This window comes from Psychroflexus torquis ATCC 700755 (assembly GCF_000153485.2).
In the GTDB taxonomy this organism is placed as follows: Bacteria; Bacteroidota; Bacteroidia; order Flavobacteriales; family Flavobacteriaceae; genus Psychroflexus; species Psychroflexus torquis.
In genome coordinates this window covers 2,179,497-2,195,392 of the sequence record NC_018721.1, presented here as the reverse complement: position 1 = coordinate 2,195,392, position 15,896 = coordinate 2,179,497, and the positions used below count along the sequence as shown (strand labels likewise).

The following is a 15,896-nucleotide window of genomic DNA, read 5'->3' as shown; positions in this document are numbered from 1 at the left end:
ATAATTTGGTATTACTAGAGCTAAAGTAACTTGTACTTAAATTTTTTTTCATTTGGAACTAAAGTACCTGTATCATAAAACGAGACAGATATTAATTGTTTTCAAATTAATATTCAATTTCAAATTCAAATTCAGGAAATTCATAGGAGAGTTATGTAATTTAGGGTTTTAGAAAACTTAATTAAATAGAATTCTTTGATCACTAAAAAAGCAGGAACTTTTAGAATTCCTGCTTTTTTAGCTTAATGAGTATACCTTATTTTAAATAGAAGTTATCCAGAGAAACTAGCTCCTAGATACTCTCTATTCAATCTAGCAATATTCTCAAGTGAAATCCCTTTAGGACATTCTATTTCGCAGGCTCCTGTGTTGGTACAGTTACCAAATCCCTCTTTATCCATTTGGTCTACCATGCTGAGTACACGTTCGTGAGCTTCTACTTCCCCTTGAGGTAATAAAGCAAACTGTGAGACTTTTGCTGCGGTAAATAACATCGCACTCGCGTTTTTACAAGCGGCCACACATGCACCACAACCAATACAAGTCGCCGCATAAAACGAATCGTCTGCATTATCTTTTTCTATAGGAATACTGTTGGCATCCTGAGTATTACCGGACGTGTTGACTGATATATAACCCCCAGCATGTTGGATTCTATCAAAAGCGGATCTATCAATAACTAAATCTTTGATAACAGGAAATGCAGTAGCTCTAAACGGCTCTATAACGATATCATCTCCATCCTTAAACTTTCTCATGTGGAGTTGACATGTAGTGACACGTCTATCGGGTCCATGAGGTTCTCCATTAATTTGGAGCGAACACGATCCACAGATTCCCTCTCTACAGTCATGGTCAAATTCAACGGGGTCTACCCCTTCCTCTACTAGAGTATTATTTAAAACATCTAGCATTTCTAGGAAAGACATATCTCCATCGATACCATCTACTTTATAATTTTGAAATCCTCCTTTATCTTTGGCATCTTCTTGACGCCATATTTTCAAATTAAGCTTCATAATTCAATTATTTATAGCTTCTTGTTTTTAATTCAATATTCTCAAAAATCAATTCTTCTTTGTGAAGTTTCGCATCTCTAGGGTTACCAACATATTCCCACGCTGAAACAAATCGATAATTTTCATCATCTCTTAAAGCCTCACCATCTTCAGTTTGATATTCTTCTCTAAAGTGACCCCCACAAGATTCATTTCTTTCTAAAGCATCTTTAGCGAAAAGTTCTCCAAGTTCAAGGAAATCTGCAACTCGTCCTGCTTTCTCTAATTCAGAATTTTTAGTCCCTTCTTTACCTGTTACTCTTACATTGGCCCAGAAGTCATCTCTTAGTTCTTTAATTTCCTCTAGGGCTTCTTTAAGATCCTTTATGTTTCGAGACATTCCACATTTGTCCCACATAATTTTCCCTAATTTCTTGTGGTAATAGTCAACAGGATTCTTGCCTTTGGCATCAAAAAGTTTTTGAACTCTTTCCTTCACCTCTTTTTCTGCTTTCTCAAACTCTTCAGTATCTGTAGAAATGCTGCCAGTTCTAATATCATCTGATAAGTAATCACCAATAGTATAAGGCAAGACAAAATAGCCATCTGCTAAACCTTGCATAAGGGCAGAAGCTCCTAATCTGTTTGCTCCGTGATCAGAGAAATTAGCTTCTCCAGTAGCATAACATCCAGGGATAGTTGTCATTAAGTTATAATCTACCCAAAGACCACCCATTGTATAGTGAACCGCAGGGAAAATCATCATTGGAGTTTTGTATGGGTTTTGATCCGTAATTTTCTCATACATCTCAAATAGATTACCATACTTAGACTCAATAACTTCTTCACCCAATTTTATAATTTCTTCTTTACCTGGGTTTTTGTGTCCAGATATGAAGGCTTTTTCTTTACCATAACGTTCAATGGCAGCTTTAAAGTCCAAATAAACCGCTTGTCCTGTTTTGTTTACACCATAGCCTTCATCACAACGTTCTTTTGCTGCTCTAGAAGCAACATCACGTGGAACTAGATTTCCAAAAGCTGGATATCTTCTCTCTAAATAATAATCTCTATCTTCTTCACTTAGTTCAGTTGGCTTTAACTTACCCTCTCGGATAGCTTCAGCATCTTTACTATGTTTAGGAACCCAAATACGTCCGTCGTTTCTTAACGACTCAGACATCAAGGTTAATTTTGACTGTAAATCTCCTGAAACAGGAATACAGGTAGGGTGAATTTGTGTAAAGCATGGATTTGCAAAAAAGGCTCCTTTTTTGTGAGCTCTCCAAGCAGCCATTACATTACTACCCATAGCATTGGTAGATAAATAGAACACATTTCCATAACCACCAGAGGCTAAGACCACGGCATGCGCAGAATGTCTTTCAATTTCTCCAGATACCAAATCTCTAGCGATAATTCCTCTTGCTTTTCCATCAACTAAAACCAAATCCATCATCTCATGTCTAGTGAAAGATTGAATTTTACCTCTGTTTATTTGTCTATTCATTGCTGAATAAGCTCCAAGTAAAAGCTGCTGACCTGTTTGACCTTTGGCATAAAAAGTTCGTGATACCAATACTCCTCCAAATGATCTGTTATCTAGCAAACCACCATATTCTCTTGCGAAAGGAACACCTTGTGCCACACATTGGTCAATAATATTACTAGATACTTCGGCGAGTCGGTAGACATTCCCTTCTCGAGATCTATAATCGCCACCTTTTACAGTGTCATAAAATAATCTGTAGTCGGAATCTCCATCACCTTGGTAATTTTTTGAGGCGTTAATTCCACCTTGAGCTGCAATAGAGTGAGCACGTCTAGGCGAATCTTGAAAACAAAATGTTTTTACATTATATCCAAGTTCTGCTAAAGTTGCTGCACAACTACCTCCAGCTAACCCAGTTCCAACGACAATAATGTCAATATTACGTTTGTTGGCAGGATTAACAAGGTTGATTTCATTTTTATGCTTGGTCCATTTTTTCTCAATGGGTCCTTCTGGTACTTTTGAATCTAAAACTGTCATAATCCTTTCGCTTATAAGTTATTAAAGTAGTGAAATATCGCAATAAAAACGAATCCCATTGGGATAACAATTGCAAAAGCTTTTGTAAAGACTTTTAGCGCTCTTGAATACATGTTGTTGAAACCAACAGATTGGAATGAAGAGGCGAAGCCATGAAGTAAGTGAAGCATTAAAAAAGAAAATGATAATACATACAAACCTGTTCGTATTGGATCTCCAGTAAATTTCGCCACGGTTTCCTGGTAGTAACGTGTTGGATCATCAGGATGGCTCTCAACGTATTTGTGAACCAATTCTGGAATCCAGAAATCGTAAAAGTGTAAGCCTAAAAATAGTAATACTACACTGCCAGAAATAATCATGTTTCTAGACATCCAAGAAGAATTGGAAGCACCGTTAAATTTAGCATAACTCACAGACCTTGCTTTTCTATTTCTAATATCCAAGACAAATCCCATGATAAAGTGAAATACAACTCCCAAAATTAAAATAGGTTGTAAAATCGCCTGGACCACAAAATTAGTCCCCATAAAATGGGATATTTCGTTAAAAGTCGACGGACTTACTACCGATGTAAAATTTATTGTAAAATGTTGAGCTAAAAAAAGGACTAAAAAAAGTCCTGATAGAGCCATAGCAAACTTCCTTGCTATTGATGTTTTGCTTATTCCAGCCATAAGTCTTTATTTAATTATAACACAAAAATACACCACCTAGACCTCTCAAGCAAATAAAGCCAGTTGTTTAGACATAATTTAGAATAGTTTTAAAGCCTATTGAATTGATTTCACGAAAACCTTTGAGTTTTATCACCCAATTTGGGTCTTGAGAACCTTTAGTTATCACTTAAAACCTAACAAATACAATTTTCACCTTCCATTTCTTACCTTTGGAAAAAATTAAGATTATGAGATACGAACCTATAAAATCTGACTTGTTCATTCAGAATAGAAATAATTTCATGAGTCAGATGCTGCCTAACAGCTTGGCAGTATTCAATTCTAACGATACATATCCAATTGGTGCAGATAGTACCATTCCTTTTCAACAAGATCGAAATATTTACTACCTCAGTGGTGTAGACCAAGAGGAAAGTATTTTGGTGTTATTTCCTGATGCTCCGAATCCTAAACACAGAGAAGTTTTATTTCTGACAGAGACCAATCCGCATATAGCGGTTTGGGAAGGAGAAAAACTCAATGAAGAAAAAGCGCTTCAAAACACAGGGATAAAAACGGTCTATTGGTTAAAAGACTTCCCTAAAGTTTTTAATGAATTGATGACCCAATGCGGCTTAGTATATATGAATACCAACGAGCACTATCGAGCAGATCATGCCACTCAAACTCGTGAAGATCGATTTAATAAGTGGTTAAAAGAAAACTACCCCGCCCATCAAGTGGCCAAAAGCAATCCTATTTTACAACGCTTACGCTCTATCAAGCATCCTTTAGAACTAGAAGTGATGCAAAAAGCTTGCACTATTACTGAAAAAGGTTTCAGAAGAATTTTAAATTATACCAAACCTGGCCAATGGGAGTATGAGTTGGAGGCTGAGTTTATGCATGAATTTTTGATGAATAAATCTCGAGGCTTTTCCTATACACCTATTATCGCAGGAGGGAAAAACGCAACCGTACTTCATTACATAGAAAATAAAGAACAGTTGAAGACTGGTGATTTAATTTTGATAGATGTTGGGGCAGAGTATGCGAATTATGCGAGTGATATGACTCGTACTATTCCTGTATCTGGAAAGTTTAGTGATAGACAAAAGCAAATTTATAATGCGGTAAATAAAGTCAAAAAAGAAGCCACCAATCTATTGGTTCCTGGTACTATTTGGAAAGATTATCACGTTGAGGTGGGGAAATTAATGACCTCCGAGTTGCTAGATCTTGGGCTGCTAGATAAGGCAGATGTTCAAAATGAAAACCCAGATTGGCCTGCCTATAAAAAATACTTTATGCACGGGACGTCTCATAATATTGGACTAGACACACATGATTATGGTCTACTTAACGAGCCGATGAAAGCCAACCAAGTTTTCACTGTGGAACCAGGAATTTATCTGCCAGAGGAAAATATGGGTATTCGCCTAGAAGACGATGTAGTTATACAACAAAATGGGGCTCCCAAAAATTTGATGGCTAATATTCCTATTGAAATTGAAGAGATAGAGGATTTGATGAATTCTTAAGAAGAAATGGGAATAAGTTTTTAACTATCAATATATTAACATATTAGATAAAAATATCTTAACTTTATTGTGATTTTAAAAGACTAATTATGAAAAATTTATTCCTGTTAAACTTTTTTCTCCTATTTGTGGTTTCAGTAAACGCTCAAAATTATCTATCTTTTTTTGGCGAAGAAGAGACACATGTTATATATCTTCATAATCCCGGCACGCTTTGTGGATGCTCCCGATTTTTAGATTCTCTTTCTATCACAACAGAAGTTGTTTCAGCAGATGGTGAAATTTTGAAAAAAGCAGATCATTTTAAGTATAATCAAACGGAACCCCCCATTTCTTCTTATTATAGGGAGAATCTGGAAGAAGGTAAGTTATGGTATCGGCCGACAATTGATGCTGAGGAACATTTAATAGCAGATTTATCACTAGAAATTGGAGACACTACTGAGATTTTTTCAACTTTTTTTGAAGGCGATGATAACACTGTTACTGTTAGTGACATAGTCTATGATGGCAATTATAAAATTATATATTTTGAAACTTCTTGGCAAGATGAAATATTTTTCAAAGAAGGGGTATTACCAATGATGTTCAATGAACAAGTTCCTCTTCCTGAGGGATTTGATTATTTTTTTACATATTTTACAGTATGTGTTGAAAAAGATGGAGATCAGGTGTTTAGGATTGATGAAATTTGGGATTTAGATATTGAGGACACAAGCAATGATTGGGTAACTTGTGAGTTGGTAGACATTCAAAATTTAAGCAACGAAACTTTTGATGAGAACCAATATACAATTTATCCAAATCCAACGTTTGATAAATTAAATATTGATACTCATGGAAACATAGTTAATCATATTGAATTGTTTAACACCCAAGGGAAAAGAGTGATGACTACTTCGCTTACTAATTCAAATCAGATTGATGTTTCTCATTTAAGTCCTGGTATTTACTTTATTAAACTTGACACGGGTAAAAATAGTATGATTCATAAATTCGTCAAAAAATAGCACGTTTAAAAAATCCCTGAATTTAAAATTTATCCCTTGCAAAAATTACAGGGTTTTTTATGACAATGAACTTTACTTATAAACAAACACCAATTCACTATTCCTCTACAGGTGCTGGCGAGCCTCTTATTTTAATCCACGGATTTTTAGAAAATAAAAATATGTGGGCGACTCTTCAGGGTGAGCTTTCCAAAAACTATAGGGTATTGGCGGTAGATTTGCCAGGCCATGGCGAGACCGAAGCGATTGGATATATCCATACGATGGAGGATTATGCTGAAATCCTTTTAGCCTTAATCCAATTTGAAAACCTTCAAAAAGTTAGCCTTATCGGTCATTCTATGGGAGGTTATGTGGCTTTAGCTTTAGCTGAATCGTGTCTTGGCTGGTCTGGCCTGCAAACCCAAGACACTCAGGCGGGTTCTGAAAAAATAAATAAAATACTACTTTTAAATTCTACCCCTTTAGCAGACTCAGAAATTCGGAAGCAAGAGCGGAATAGAGCGATAGGGATGATACAAAAATACCCGCAAGCTTTTGTAACTATGGCCGTTAAACACTTGTTCTTACCTCAAGACCAAGACCGATTTTCTTCTGAAATTGATACCGCTATCCTAGAAGCCAGACACTGTTCACAAAAAGGAATTATCAATACGCTAAAAGGTTTACGAGATCGAAAAGAAAGAGTTGACGTACTAAAGAAAATGAACGATAAGAGCCTTATAGTCTTAGGTGCTCTAGACGGAGTTATAGATGTTGATGCTACTAAAGCAGTTGCTCACGCTACACGGACCAAAGTTGAAGTTTTATCAGGAGGCCATATGTCTTATATTGAACATCCAGATATGCTATTGAACACTTTAAAAAAGTTTTTATCGCAACAATGAATGTGTGAACCGGTCACATAATTATTTTAAAATTCAAATTAAGGATCTAGTGGGCTTGATCTAGTTCCTAAAAGTCACTTCCTATTAATTTACGATAAGTTCTAAGGGCATTACTGTCGGTAAGTGAAGCGACATGAGAACAAACATCTACAAGCCAATCCTCAAGTTTAGCTTCAGAAAAATCGAAGTCTTTGAGGAAATTTTTTAAAATCAATTTATCAAAGCTACTGGCCTCACCTGCATGATCGTGTTCTACAGCTATTGTGAAATCGTCTAAAATCTTAGTCAATATTTTATAGCCCGCAATTTCTTTGTCCAAAACCTCTTGGCTTTGGTAAATGTTTTTAATACTGATCTTGATAATATCCTCTATTTGAACTTTGTAAGTGGATTTGTCAAGCAAAGCCGCGTGATAATCTCCATTTAAAATAGCTTCTTCATTCTCCATGAAAAGAGCGACAACGTCTTCAATTAGTGCGCCTATTGCCAAAGACCTTAAATAACTAATTCTATTTTTGGTAGTAGAAAGCTGTGAATACTTGGTCGTATTTATATTCTTATGAACGATTTTGGACAAATACTCTAAGGCAAATTCCTCTTGAATTAAACCTAGATTGATTCCATCTTCAAAATCGATTATGGTATAACAAATATCATCTGCCGCTTCTACCAAAAAGGCTAAAGGATGCCGCTTGTATCGAATATTATCACCTTCCATAACGCTTTGTAAACCCAATTCTTCCGCAACATCTTGAAACTTTTCCTGCTGCTGATGGAAGAATCCAAACTTCTTATCGGCGACTTGTTGGGTGGGTTTGTGCGGAAGTGAGGCTTTTGGATACTTGGTAAAGGCTCCTAAAGTTGCATAGGAAAGCCGAAGACCGCTCGGAGAACCACATTTGTCATCGGAAAGGAGTTTGAATCCGTTAGCGTTCCCCTCAAACTTGGATAAATCTTCATAAACAACATCCGATAATTTGGATTTGAATCGTTTGCCATTTCCAAATTTGAAATAATCTCCAATAGCACGTTCTCCACTGTGACCAAAAGGAGGGTTTCCAATATCATGAGCTAAAGCCGCAGCTGCTACAATTGCCCCAAAATCATTAAAATGGTGTCCATGGGTGCCTTGAAGTTGTGGGTGTTTTTCCAACACCTTCTTTCCCACTAAACGACCTAAAGATCTGCCAACAACAGAAACTTCTAGGCTGTGTGTTAAACGCGTATGAACAAAGTCAGTTTTAGATAGGGGAATCACTTGAGTTTTATCTTGTAAACTTCTAAATTCGGAAGAGAAAATAACGCGATCGTAATCGACTTCAAACCCTAAACGGGTATCATCTTGTTCTTTGCGTATGCGTTTATTGGTGTCGCCATGGCGTTTGAGTGATAAAAGAGATTCCCAGGTTGGCATGCGTTTTATTTTGTGTCAAATGTAAGGAATTCTAGAAAGTGATTCCCCACAAAATATTACCATATTTAGGAAGCTATTTTTAGGATGAGTGATACCCGCTTCTCTAAGAACTAAGTGGAGATGTTAAACTCTCTATTTGATAGTAATTTCAAAAGAATCCTAAAAGGGAGGCTACCGACAAGAAATGTGATTTCTAAGTATCAAAAATTCAGAAACATGTTAAAAACTGGGTTTATAGTTATATAACTGATTTTATAGTTTACATTTGAAATATAAATATAAAATCACATGAAAAATCTAGAAAAACTCACCCTTAAAGAAGAAGAAGTGATGAGTGTTTTGTGGAAGCTCGAAAAGGCTTTTGTTAAAGAGATCGTTTCTGAACTTCAAGGTAAGAACCATTATAATACAATTTCTACCATCGTAAGACAATTGGAAGATAAAGGTTTTGTGTCCTATACGTCTTATGGTAAAAGCCATCAATACTTCCCTATTGTGGAGAGAGAAAAATATAGCACTGCGGTTATGGATCAAAATTCAAAGCGCTTTTTTGAAGGCTCTTATAAAAACATGGTGTCTTTTTTTGCTCAACAAGAGAAAATAACCGAAAAAGACCTAGAAGATATTTTAGAACTTATTAAAAACAAAAGCTGATGGACTTGTTGATATACTTAGCTAAAGTTTCTTGCATTTTGACACTTTTTTGGGTGATTTACAGCCTCTTTTTGGAAGCTGAAACTTATCATAGATTAAAGCGAGCTTACCTTCATTTAGGTTATATTTTTAGCTTGATTTTACCGCTCTTTACATTTACCAAAATTGAAGAAATAAGTTTTAAAGAGTCTAGTCTTATTCCTTCCTCTTCTGAATTTGCTGCTACAGAGATTTCAAGTACTAGAATGGAATTGTTTTGGTCTTTTATGACTGAGAATTCCGTGATCGAACTTATATACATGAATATTTCCCTGATGTTTGCAGCCTTATTAATGATCAAATTCTACAAACTTTTAAAGCTTTTGAACCGTTCTAAAGCATTCAAAAAAGAGGGCTTTATTCACGTCAATCAATCCATTCCAGAAGGAGCCTTTTCATTTTTGAATTATATTGTTTATGATCCAAACCTCTATTCTGAAGAAGAAATGAAACTTATTTTGGCTCACGAAAAAGCACATGTGGTCTATAAACACAGTTTTGATATTCTTTTGTCACATGTTTACAACAGTTTCTTTTGGTTCAATCCATTTGCTTGGTTGTATCAGAAAAGTTTGGTCTTAAATTTAGAATACGAAGCTGATGCCAAAGCAGTATCAGAAACTGCAAAAGCAGACTATCAAATGACACTGTATAAGATAACACAGCAACATTTCAAATCACAATTACAACATTCCTTTCATCAATCCCCCATTAAAAAAAGAATCGCTATGCTCAATAAAAACAATCGACCACAATCAGTATGGAAACTGCTTATCGTTTCCCCTTTATTAGTCGTTTTCTTTCTTCTTTTTCAAGTCGAAACCAAAGCGCAGATTAAAGAATCAGTGACAACTTCAGAAAGTAAAATTACAAGAATTGAAATCACCTACGATGTCAATACTACCATAGCCGTAATAGAGTCTGACGTTTCATTTCTAAAAGAAGATTTTGACATTGATATGACCTTTTCTGATACTAAATTTGGAGTTAACGGCAAATTAATTTCAATTTCCTTGTCTGTAGAAACTAATGAGGGTTTCAGTGGGTCTGTAAGTTCTTCTGATGTTGCTTCGAGACCGGTTTATTTCTTCAGAGACTTCTCTGAAGGTGCCGAGGTTCCATTTGGAGTGGGAACTAGATCTAAAACTGAAATGGATTCAGAAATGAATTATGAGACGATGAAGAACGCGGAGAACTTTATCATTAATGGGAAAAAGATAGATAAAGAAGAACTTGTAGGCAACTATATCCCCGTAGAGACTTCTTCTTATAATGACAAGTCGAAGACTTTATCTGTAACCACAAAATCTGAATTTTCCCAGTCTTATTTTTCTGATATCTCCGACCTCCTTAAAGAGCTTAAAACCGCATCAGCAAATAGAGTTCTTGATGAGTTTATATATATCAGATTAACATCTGAATATAAAGTTACCATGATGAAAATAAGTGATTTCAAAGTTCCAGACAATGTTGGTAAAGCATCAAAAAATGATGATTCGCAAAAGCGGAAGGAATTCAATAATGAGAATATTGTATATATGTTAAACGGTAAAAAAATAGATGAAAGTCAAATGACTAGCATCGAGCCTAAAGAAATTGATTCCATCAATGTAGTGAAGTCTAAAGAAGACTTAAAAGCTGCAGGGTATAATCCAAATTTTGTTGATGGTTTAATAAAAATTACCAGTAAAAAAGTGAATACTACCGATGCATCAGAATCAGAAAATTCTTACGATGCGTTTAAATCATCACTAATCAATAAAGAATCAGCAATCTATATAGTTGATGGGAAAGAAGTTGATAAGAAAAAAATCTCTGAGATTAATCACAATCAAATAGCATCTATATTTATTATAAAATCTGTTGAAGCTATAGAAGAAGCAGGATTCGATCCTAAAAAAGTGGATGGATTAATAAAAATTACGACCAAAAAAGGAGTCAAGGAATAATAATCTAGTGATTTACCAAAAGAAAAAACCGTTTCAAAACTTTTCTTGTCATCATGAACTTCTCTCAAGGTCTTTATCCAAATTGATCATCGGTTAAGTCAGATTCTGAAATGAATTCAGAATGACAAGACTATAAGTTTTGAGGTGATTTAGTTATTTAGCAAAATTAGTTCAAAAGAAAAACCGTTTCAAAATCTTTCTTGTCAACTTGAACTTCTCTCAAAGTCTTTATCCAAATTGATCATGAGCTGATTCAGATTCTGAAATGAATTCAGAATGACAAGGAGATAAGTATTGAGACGATTTAGTTATTTAGCAAAATTAGTTCAAAAGAAAAACCGTTTCAAAACTTTTCTTGTCATCTTGAACTTGTTTGAAGGTCTTTATTCAAATTGATCATCGGTTAAGTCAGATTCTGAAATGAATTCAGAATGACAAGGAGATAAGTTTTGAGGCGATTTGGTTATTTGGCTCAAAAGAAAAAACCGTTTCAAAATCTTTCTTGTCACCTTGAACTTGTTTCAAGGTCTTTATTCAAATTGATAATCCGTTGATTCTGAAATGAATTCAGAATGACAAAAAGATAAGTTTTGAGGCGATTTAGTTATCTAATAAAATTAGCTCAAAAGAAAAAACCGTTTCAAAACTTTTCCAGTCACCTTGAACTTGTTTGAAGGTCTTTATTCAAATTGATAATCGGTTAAGTCAGATTCTGAAATGAATTCAGAATGACAAGACTATAAGTTTTGAGACGATCTAGTTATCTAGTAAAATTAGCTCAAAAGAAAAAACCGTTTCAAAACTTTTCCAGTCACCTTGAACTTGTTTGAAGGTCTTTGTTCAAATTGATCATGAGCTGATTTAGATTCTGAAATTAATTCAGAATGACAAGACTATAAGTTTTGAGACGATCTAGTTATCTAGTAAAATTAGCTCAAAAGAAAAACCGTTTCAAAATCTTTCTTGTCACCTTGAACTTGTTTCAAGGTCTTTATTCAAATTGATAATGAGTCAAATCAGATTCTGAAATGAATTCAGAATGACAAAAAGATAAGTTTTGAGACGATCTAGTTATCTAGTAAAATTAGCTCAAAAGAAAAAACCGTTTCAAAACTTTTCTTGTCACCTTGAACTTGTTTGAAGGTCTTTATTCAAATTGATAATCGGTTAAGTCAGATTCTGAAATGAATTCAGAATGACAAAAAGATAAGTTTTGAGGTGATTTAGTTATTTAGCAAAATTAGCTCGAAGAAGAAACCGTTTCAAAACTTTTCCAGTCACCTTGAACTTGTTTCAAGGTCTTTATTCAAATTGATAATCGGTTAAGTCAGATTCTGAAATGAATTCAGAATGACAAGGAGATAAGTATTGAGACGATTTAGATAGCTAGCAAAATTAGCTCAAAAGAAAAACCGCTTTAAAACTTTTCTTGTCACCTTGAACTTGTTTCAGGGTCTTTATTCAAATTGATAATCGGTTAAGTCAGATTCTGAAATGAATTCAGAATGATAAAAAGATAAGTTTTGAAACGATCTAGTTATCTAGCAAAATTAGTTCAAAAGAAAAACTGTTTCAAAACTTTTCTTGTTGCTTTGAACTTGTTTCAAGGTCTTTATCCAAATTGATCATCGGTTAAGTCAGATTCTAAAATGAATTCAGAATGACAAGACTATAAGTTTTGAGACGATTTGGTTATTTGGCTCAAAAGAAAAACCGTTTCAAAACTTTTCTTGTCACCTTGAACTTCTCTCAAGGTCTTTATCCAAATTGATCATCGGTTAAGTCAGATTCTGAAATGAATTCAGAATGACAAGACTATAAGTTTTGAGATGATTTAGTAATCTAGTAAAATTAGTTCAAAAGAAAAACCATTTCAAAAATTTTCTTGTCACCTTGAACTTGTTTGAAGGTCTTTATCCAAATTCACCATCCGTTGAATCAGATTCTGAAATGAATTCAGAATGACAAGGAGATAAGTATTGAGACGATTTAGATATCTAGCAAAATTAGTTCAAAAGAAAAACCGCTTCAAAACTTTTCTTATCACCTTGAACTTGTTTGAAGATCTTTATTCAAATTGATCATGAGCTGATTCTGAAATGAATTCAGAATGATAAAGAGATAAGTTTTGAGACGATCTAGTTATCTAGCGAAATTAGCTCAAAAGAAAACCCCCAGTAAATAAAAATTTACTGGGGGTTTGTAATTAAGTGCACTGTTTATTAAGACCCACACATCTCACAATCATCATCTTCAGACTCTTTAGACTGCTTGATTAATGCCTTCAATTCTTCTGGACTTAATGATGAATCGTCAGAGACTTTTATGGATTGGCTTTGAGCTTCCTCATAGGTCTTTGCAGCATTTTGTACCACTTGGCTAGGCGCCTCTTTTTCTTTCTTTTCACTTTTCAAAGTAAACTTGATCGCATCTACTGCAGACTTCGTTCTCAAGTAATACATTCCAGTTTTTAGACCACTTTTCCAAGCATAAAAATGCATAGACGTAAGTTTAGCGAACGTAGCACCTTCCATAAATAAATTTAAGGATTGAGACTGATCTATAAAGTACCCCCGTTGTCTAGACATATCTATAATGTCTTTCATAGACAATTCCCAAACGGTTTTATACAGCTCTTTGATGTCATCTGGAATAATATCGATGCCTTGAACAGAGCCGTTAGCTCTCATGATGGCATCTTTAAGATCATCATCCCACAGGCCAAGACTTACTAAGTCTTTTAATAAGTGTTTGTTGACAACAATGAACTCTCCAGACAGTACACGTCTGGTATAAATGTTGGACGTATAGGGTTCAAAAGCTTCATTGTTTCCTAGGATCTGAGACGTAGATGCTGTTGGCATTGGCGCCATAAGTAAAGAGTTACGTACTCCATGCTTCATTACTTTCTCTCTCAATTTACTCCAATTCCAACGCCCACTTGTGTCATTATCGGTTAGACCCCAAAGGTTAAACTGAAATTCTCCTTTGCTGATTGGCGACCCCTCAAAAGAGGAATAAGGCCCTTCTATTTTGGCCAGTTCCATAGAGGATTCTACGGCTGCAAAATATAAAGTCTCAAAAATCTCTTGATTCAATTTCTTGGCCTCATCAGACGTGAAAGGCATTCTCAACATAATAAACGCATCTGCCAAGCCTTGGATACCAAGACCAACAGGTCTGTGACGAAAGTTAGAATTTTCTGCTTCTTTTACAGGGTAGTAATTTCTATCGATCACCTTGTTCAAGTTCTTGATGATTTGCTTTGTAATTTTATATAATTCTTTATGCTGAAACTCACCGTTTTTAACAAACATAGGTAAAGCAATAGAGGCTAAATTACAGACGGCAACTTCATCGGGGCTTGTGTACTCCATAATTTCGGTACATAAGTTGGAAGACCGAATGGTACCTAGATTCTTTTGGTTGGATTTGCGGTTAGCAGCATCCTTATAAAGCATATAGGGAGTCCCTGTTTCGATTTGAGATTCTAATATTTTCTCCCAAAGCTCTCTTGCTTTTATGGTTTTACGACCTTTATTTTCTTGTTCGTATTTGAGGTATAACTCATCAAACTCTTCACTGTGAACATTATAAAGGTTTGGACATTCGTTTGGACACATTAAAGTCCAAGTCGAATTTTCCTCTACACGTTTCATAAACAAGTCTGGAATCCACATCGCATAAAACAAGTCACGAGCTCTCATTTCTTCAGCACCGTGATTTTTCTTAAGGTCTAAAAAACTAAAAATATCAGCATGCCACGGCTCTACATACATAGCAAATGACCCTTTACGTTTTCCTCCACCTTGATCCACATATCTTGCAGTGTCATTAAATACACGAAGCATTGGGACAATTCCGTTGGAGGTTCCGTTGGTACCAGCAATATAGGAGCCTGTAGCTCTTATGTTATGAATAGATAAGCCTATTCCTCCGGCAGATTGTGAAATTCTAGCGGTTTGTTTTAAAGTGTCATAAATTCCATCAATACTGTCGTCCTGCATAGTAAGCAAGAAACAAGATGACATTTGTGGCTTTGGAGTTCCAGAATTGAATAGGGTTGGTGTCGCGTGAGTAAAATACTTTTTAGACATCAACTCGTAAGTCTCCAGTACAGATTCCAAATCTTCACCATGGATACCAAGAGAAACACGCATTAACATATGCTGAGGTCGCTCTGCGATTTTACCATTCAATTTTAAAAGATAAGATCTTTCTAAAGTTTTAAAACCAAAATAATCATAGTTGAAATCTCTGCTATATATTATTCTAGAATCTAATTCATCTTTATGCTCTTCTATCACCTTGTAAACATCATCAGCAATAAGCGGTGATTTTTTATTATTACGAGGATTCACATACTCGTAAAGATCTGCCATCACTTCACTGAAAGACTTCTTAGTGTTTTTATGAAGGTTGGATACAGAAATTCTAGCAGCAAGCTGAGCATAATCGGGGTGGCTTACAGTCATAGTAGCAGAAATTTCTGCGGCCAGATTATCCAATTCACTTGTGGTCACACCATCATAAAGACCCTCTATGACACGCATAGCTACTTTTGCGGGCTCTACCAATGGATTTAAGCCATAGCAGAGCTTTCTTATTCTAGCTGTAATCTTATCGAACATTACAGGTTCTTTTTGTCCATTTCTTTTAATCACATGCATATTCAAATATATTTAGGATACAGAGGCAGGTAACTCTGTGGTA

10 protein-coding genes are annotated in these 15,896 nt (G+C 35.1%); 5 read left to right on the top strand and 5 right to left on the bottom strand.

What is annotated here, in order from left to right; translation table 11 throughout:
- Positions 1-272: 272 nt before the first annotated feature.
- The 3 genes from P700755_RS09375 to P700755_RS09365 are packed head-to-tail and all read right to left on the bottom strand — an operon-like array spanning position 273 to position 3,707.
- Positions 273-1,019: a succinate dehydrogenase/fumarate reductase iron-sulfur subunit gene (locus tag P700755_RS09375; RefSeq protein WP_015024430.1), complete on the bottom strand. Its 747-nt coding sequence runs from the start codon at positions 1,017-1,019 to the stop codon at positions 273-275.
- Positions 1,020-1,026: 7 nt separating this feature from the next.
- A complete protein-coding gene (locus P700755_RS09370; RefSeq protein ID WP_015024429.1) occupies positions 1,027-3,030 on the bottom strand; it encodes a fumarate reductase/succinate dehydrogenase flavoprotein subunit in 2,004 nt (667 codons plus the stop codon).
- Between the two features lie 11 nt (positions 3,031-3,041).
- Entirely contained in the window at positions 3,042-3,707 is a 666-nt protein-coding gene (locus P700755_RS09365; protein WP_015024428.1) for a succinate dehydrogenase cytochrome b subunit, read from the bottom strand.
- Between the two features lie 230 nt (positions 3,708-3,937).
- On the opposite strand from P700755_RS09365, the gene P700755_RS09360 reads away from it, so the two are divergent.
- The 3 genes from P700755_RS09360 (at position 3,938) to P700755_RS09350 (ending at position 7,127) form a co-directional block, all read left to right on the top strand.
- Positions 3,938-5,230 carry an aminopeptidase P family protein gene (locus P700755_RS09360; protein ID WP_015024427.1) on the top strand — a complete coding sequence of 431 codons (1,293 nt, stop codon included), beginning with the start codon at positions 3,938-3,940 and terminating at the stop codon, positions 5,228-5,230.
- An 89-nt stretch (positions 5,231-5,319) separates the two neighbouring features.
- Positions 5,320-6,240, top strand: coding sequence for a T9SS type A sorting domain-containing protein (locus P700755_RS18745; RefSeq protein ID WP_015024426.1), 921 nt, complete (start codon positions 5,320-5,322; stop codon positions 6,238-6,240).
- Between the two features lie 59 nt (positions 6,241-6,299).
- Complete coding sequence (locus tag P700755_RS09350) at positions 6,300-7,127, top strand: alpha/beta fold hydrolase (protein WP_015024425.1); 828 nt, start codon at positions 6,300-6,302, stop codon at positions 7,125-7,127.
- Positions 7,128-7,194: 67 nt separating this feature from the next.
- Here P700755_RS09350 and dgt read toward each other — a convergent pair whose 3' ends face one another.
- Positions 7,195-8,541, bottom strand: a complete 1,347-nt coding sequence (gene dgt, locus P700755_RS09345; protein ID WP_015024424.1) for a dGTP triphosphohydrolase — start codon at positions 8,539-8,541, stop codon at positions 7,195-7,197.
- Between the two features lie 288 nt (positions 8,542-8,829).
- Between dgt and P700755_RS09340 the strand changes: the two genes are divergently transcribed.
- Together P700755_RS09340 and P700755_RS09335 are read left to right on the top strand one after the other, a co-directional pair.
- Positions 8,830-9,195 carry a BlaI/MecI/CopY family transcriptional regulator gene (locus tag P700755_RS09340; protein WP_015024423.1) on the top strand — a complete coding sequence of 122 codons (366 nt, stop codon included), beginning with the start codon at positions 8,830-8,832 and terminating at the stop codon, positions 9,193-9,195.
- Entirely contained in the window at positions 9,195-11,183 is a 1,989-nt protein-coding gene (locus P700755_RS09335) for a M56 family metallopeptidase (protein ID WP_015024422.1), read from the top strand. Before P700755_RS09340 ends, P700755_RS09335 begins: the two co-directional genes overlap by 1 nt.
- A gap of 2,222 nt (positions 11,184-13,405) precedes the next feature.
- On the opposite strand, the gene P700755_RS09330 is transcribed toward P700755_RS09335, so the two are convergent.
- Positions 13,406-15,853 (bottom strand): ribonucleoside-diphosphate reductase subunit alpha, encoded by a 2,448-nt coding sequence (locus P700755_RS09330; protein WP_015024421.1) that lies wholly within the window; start codon positions 15,851-15,853, stop codon positions 13,406-13,408.
- Positions 15,854-15,896: the final 43 nt, after the last annotated feature.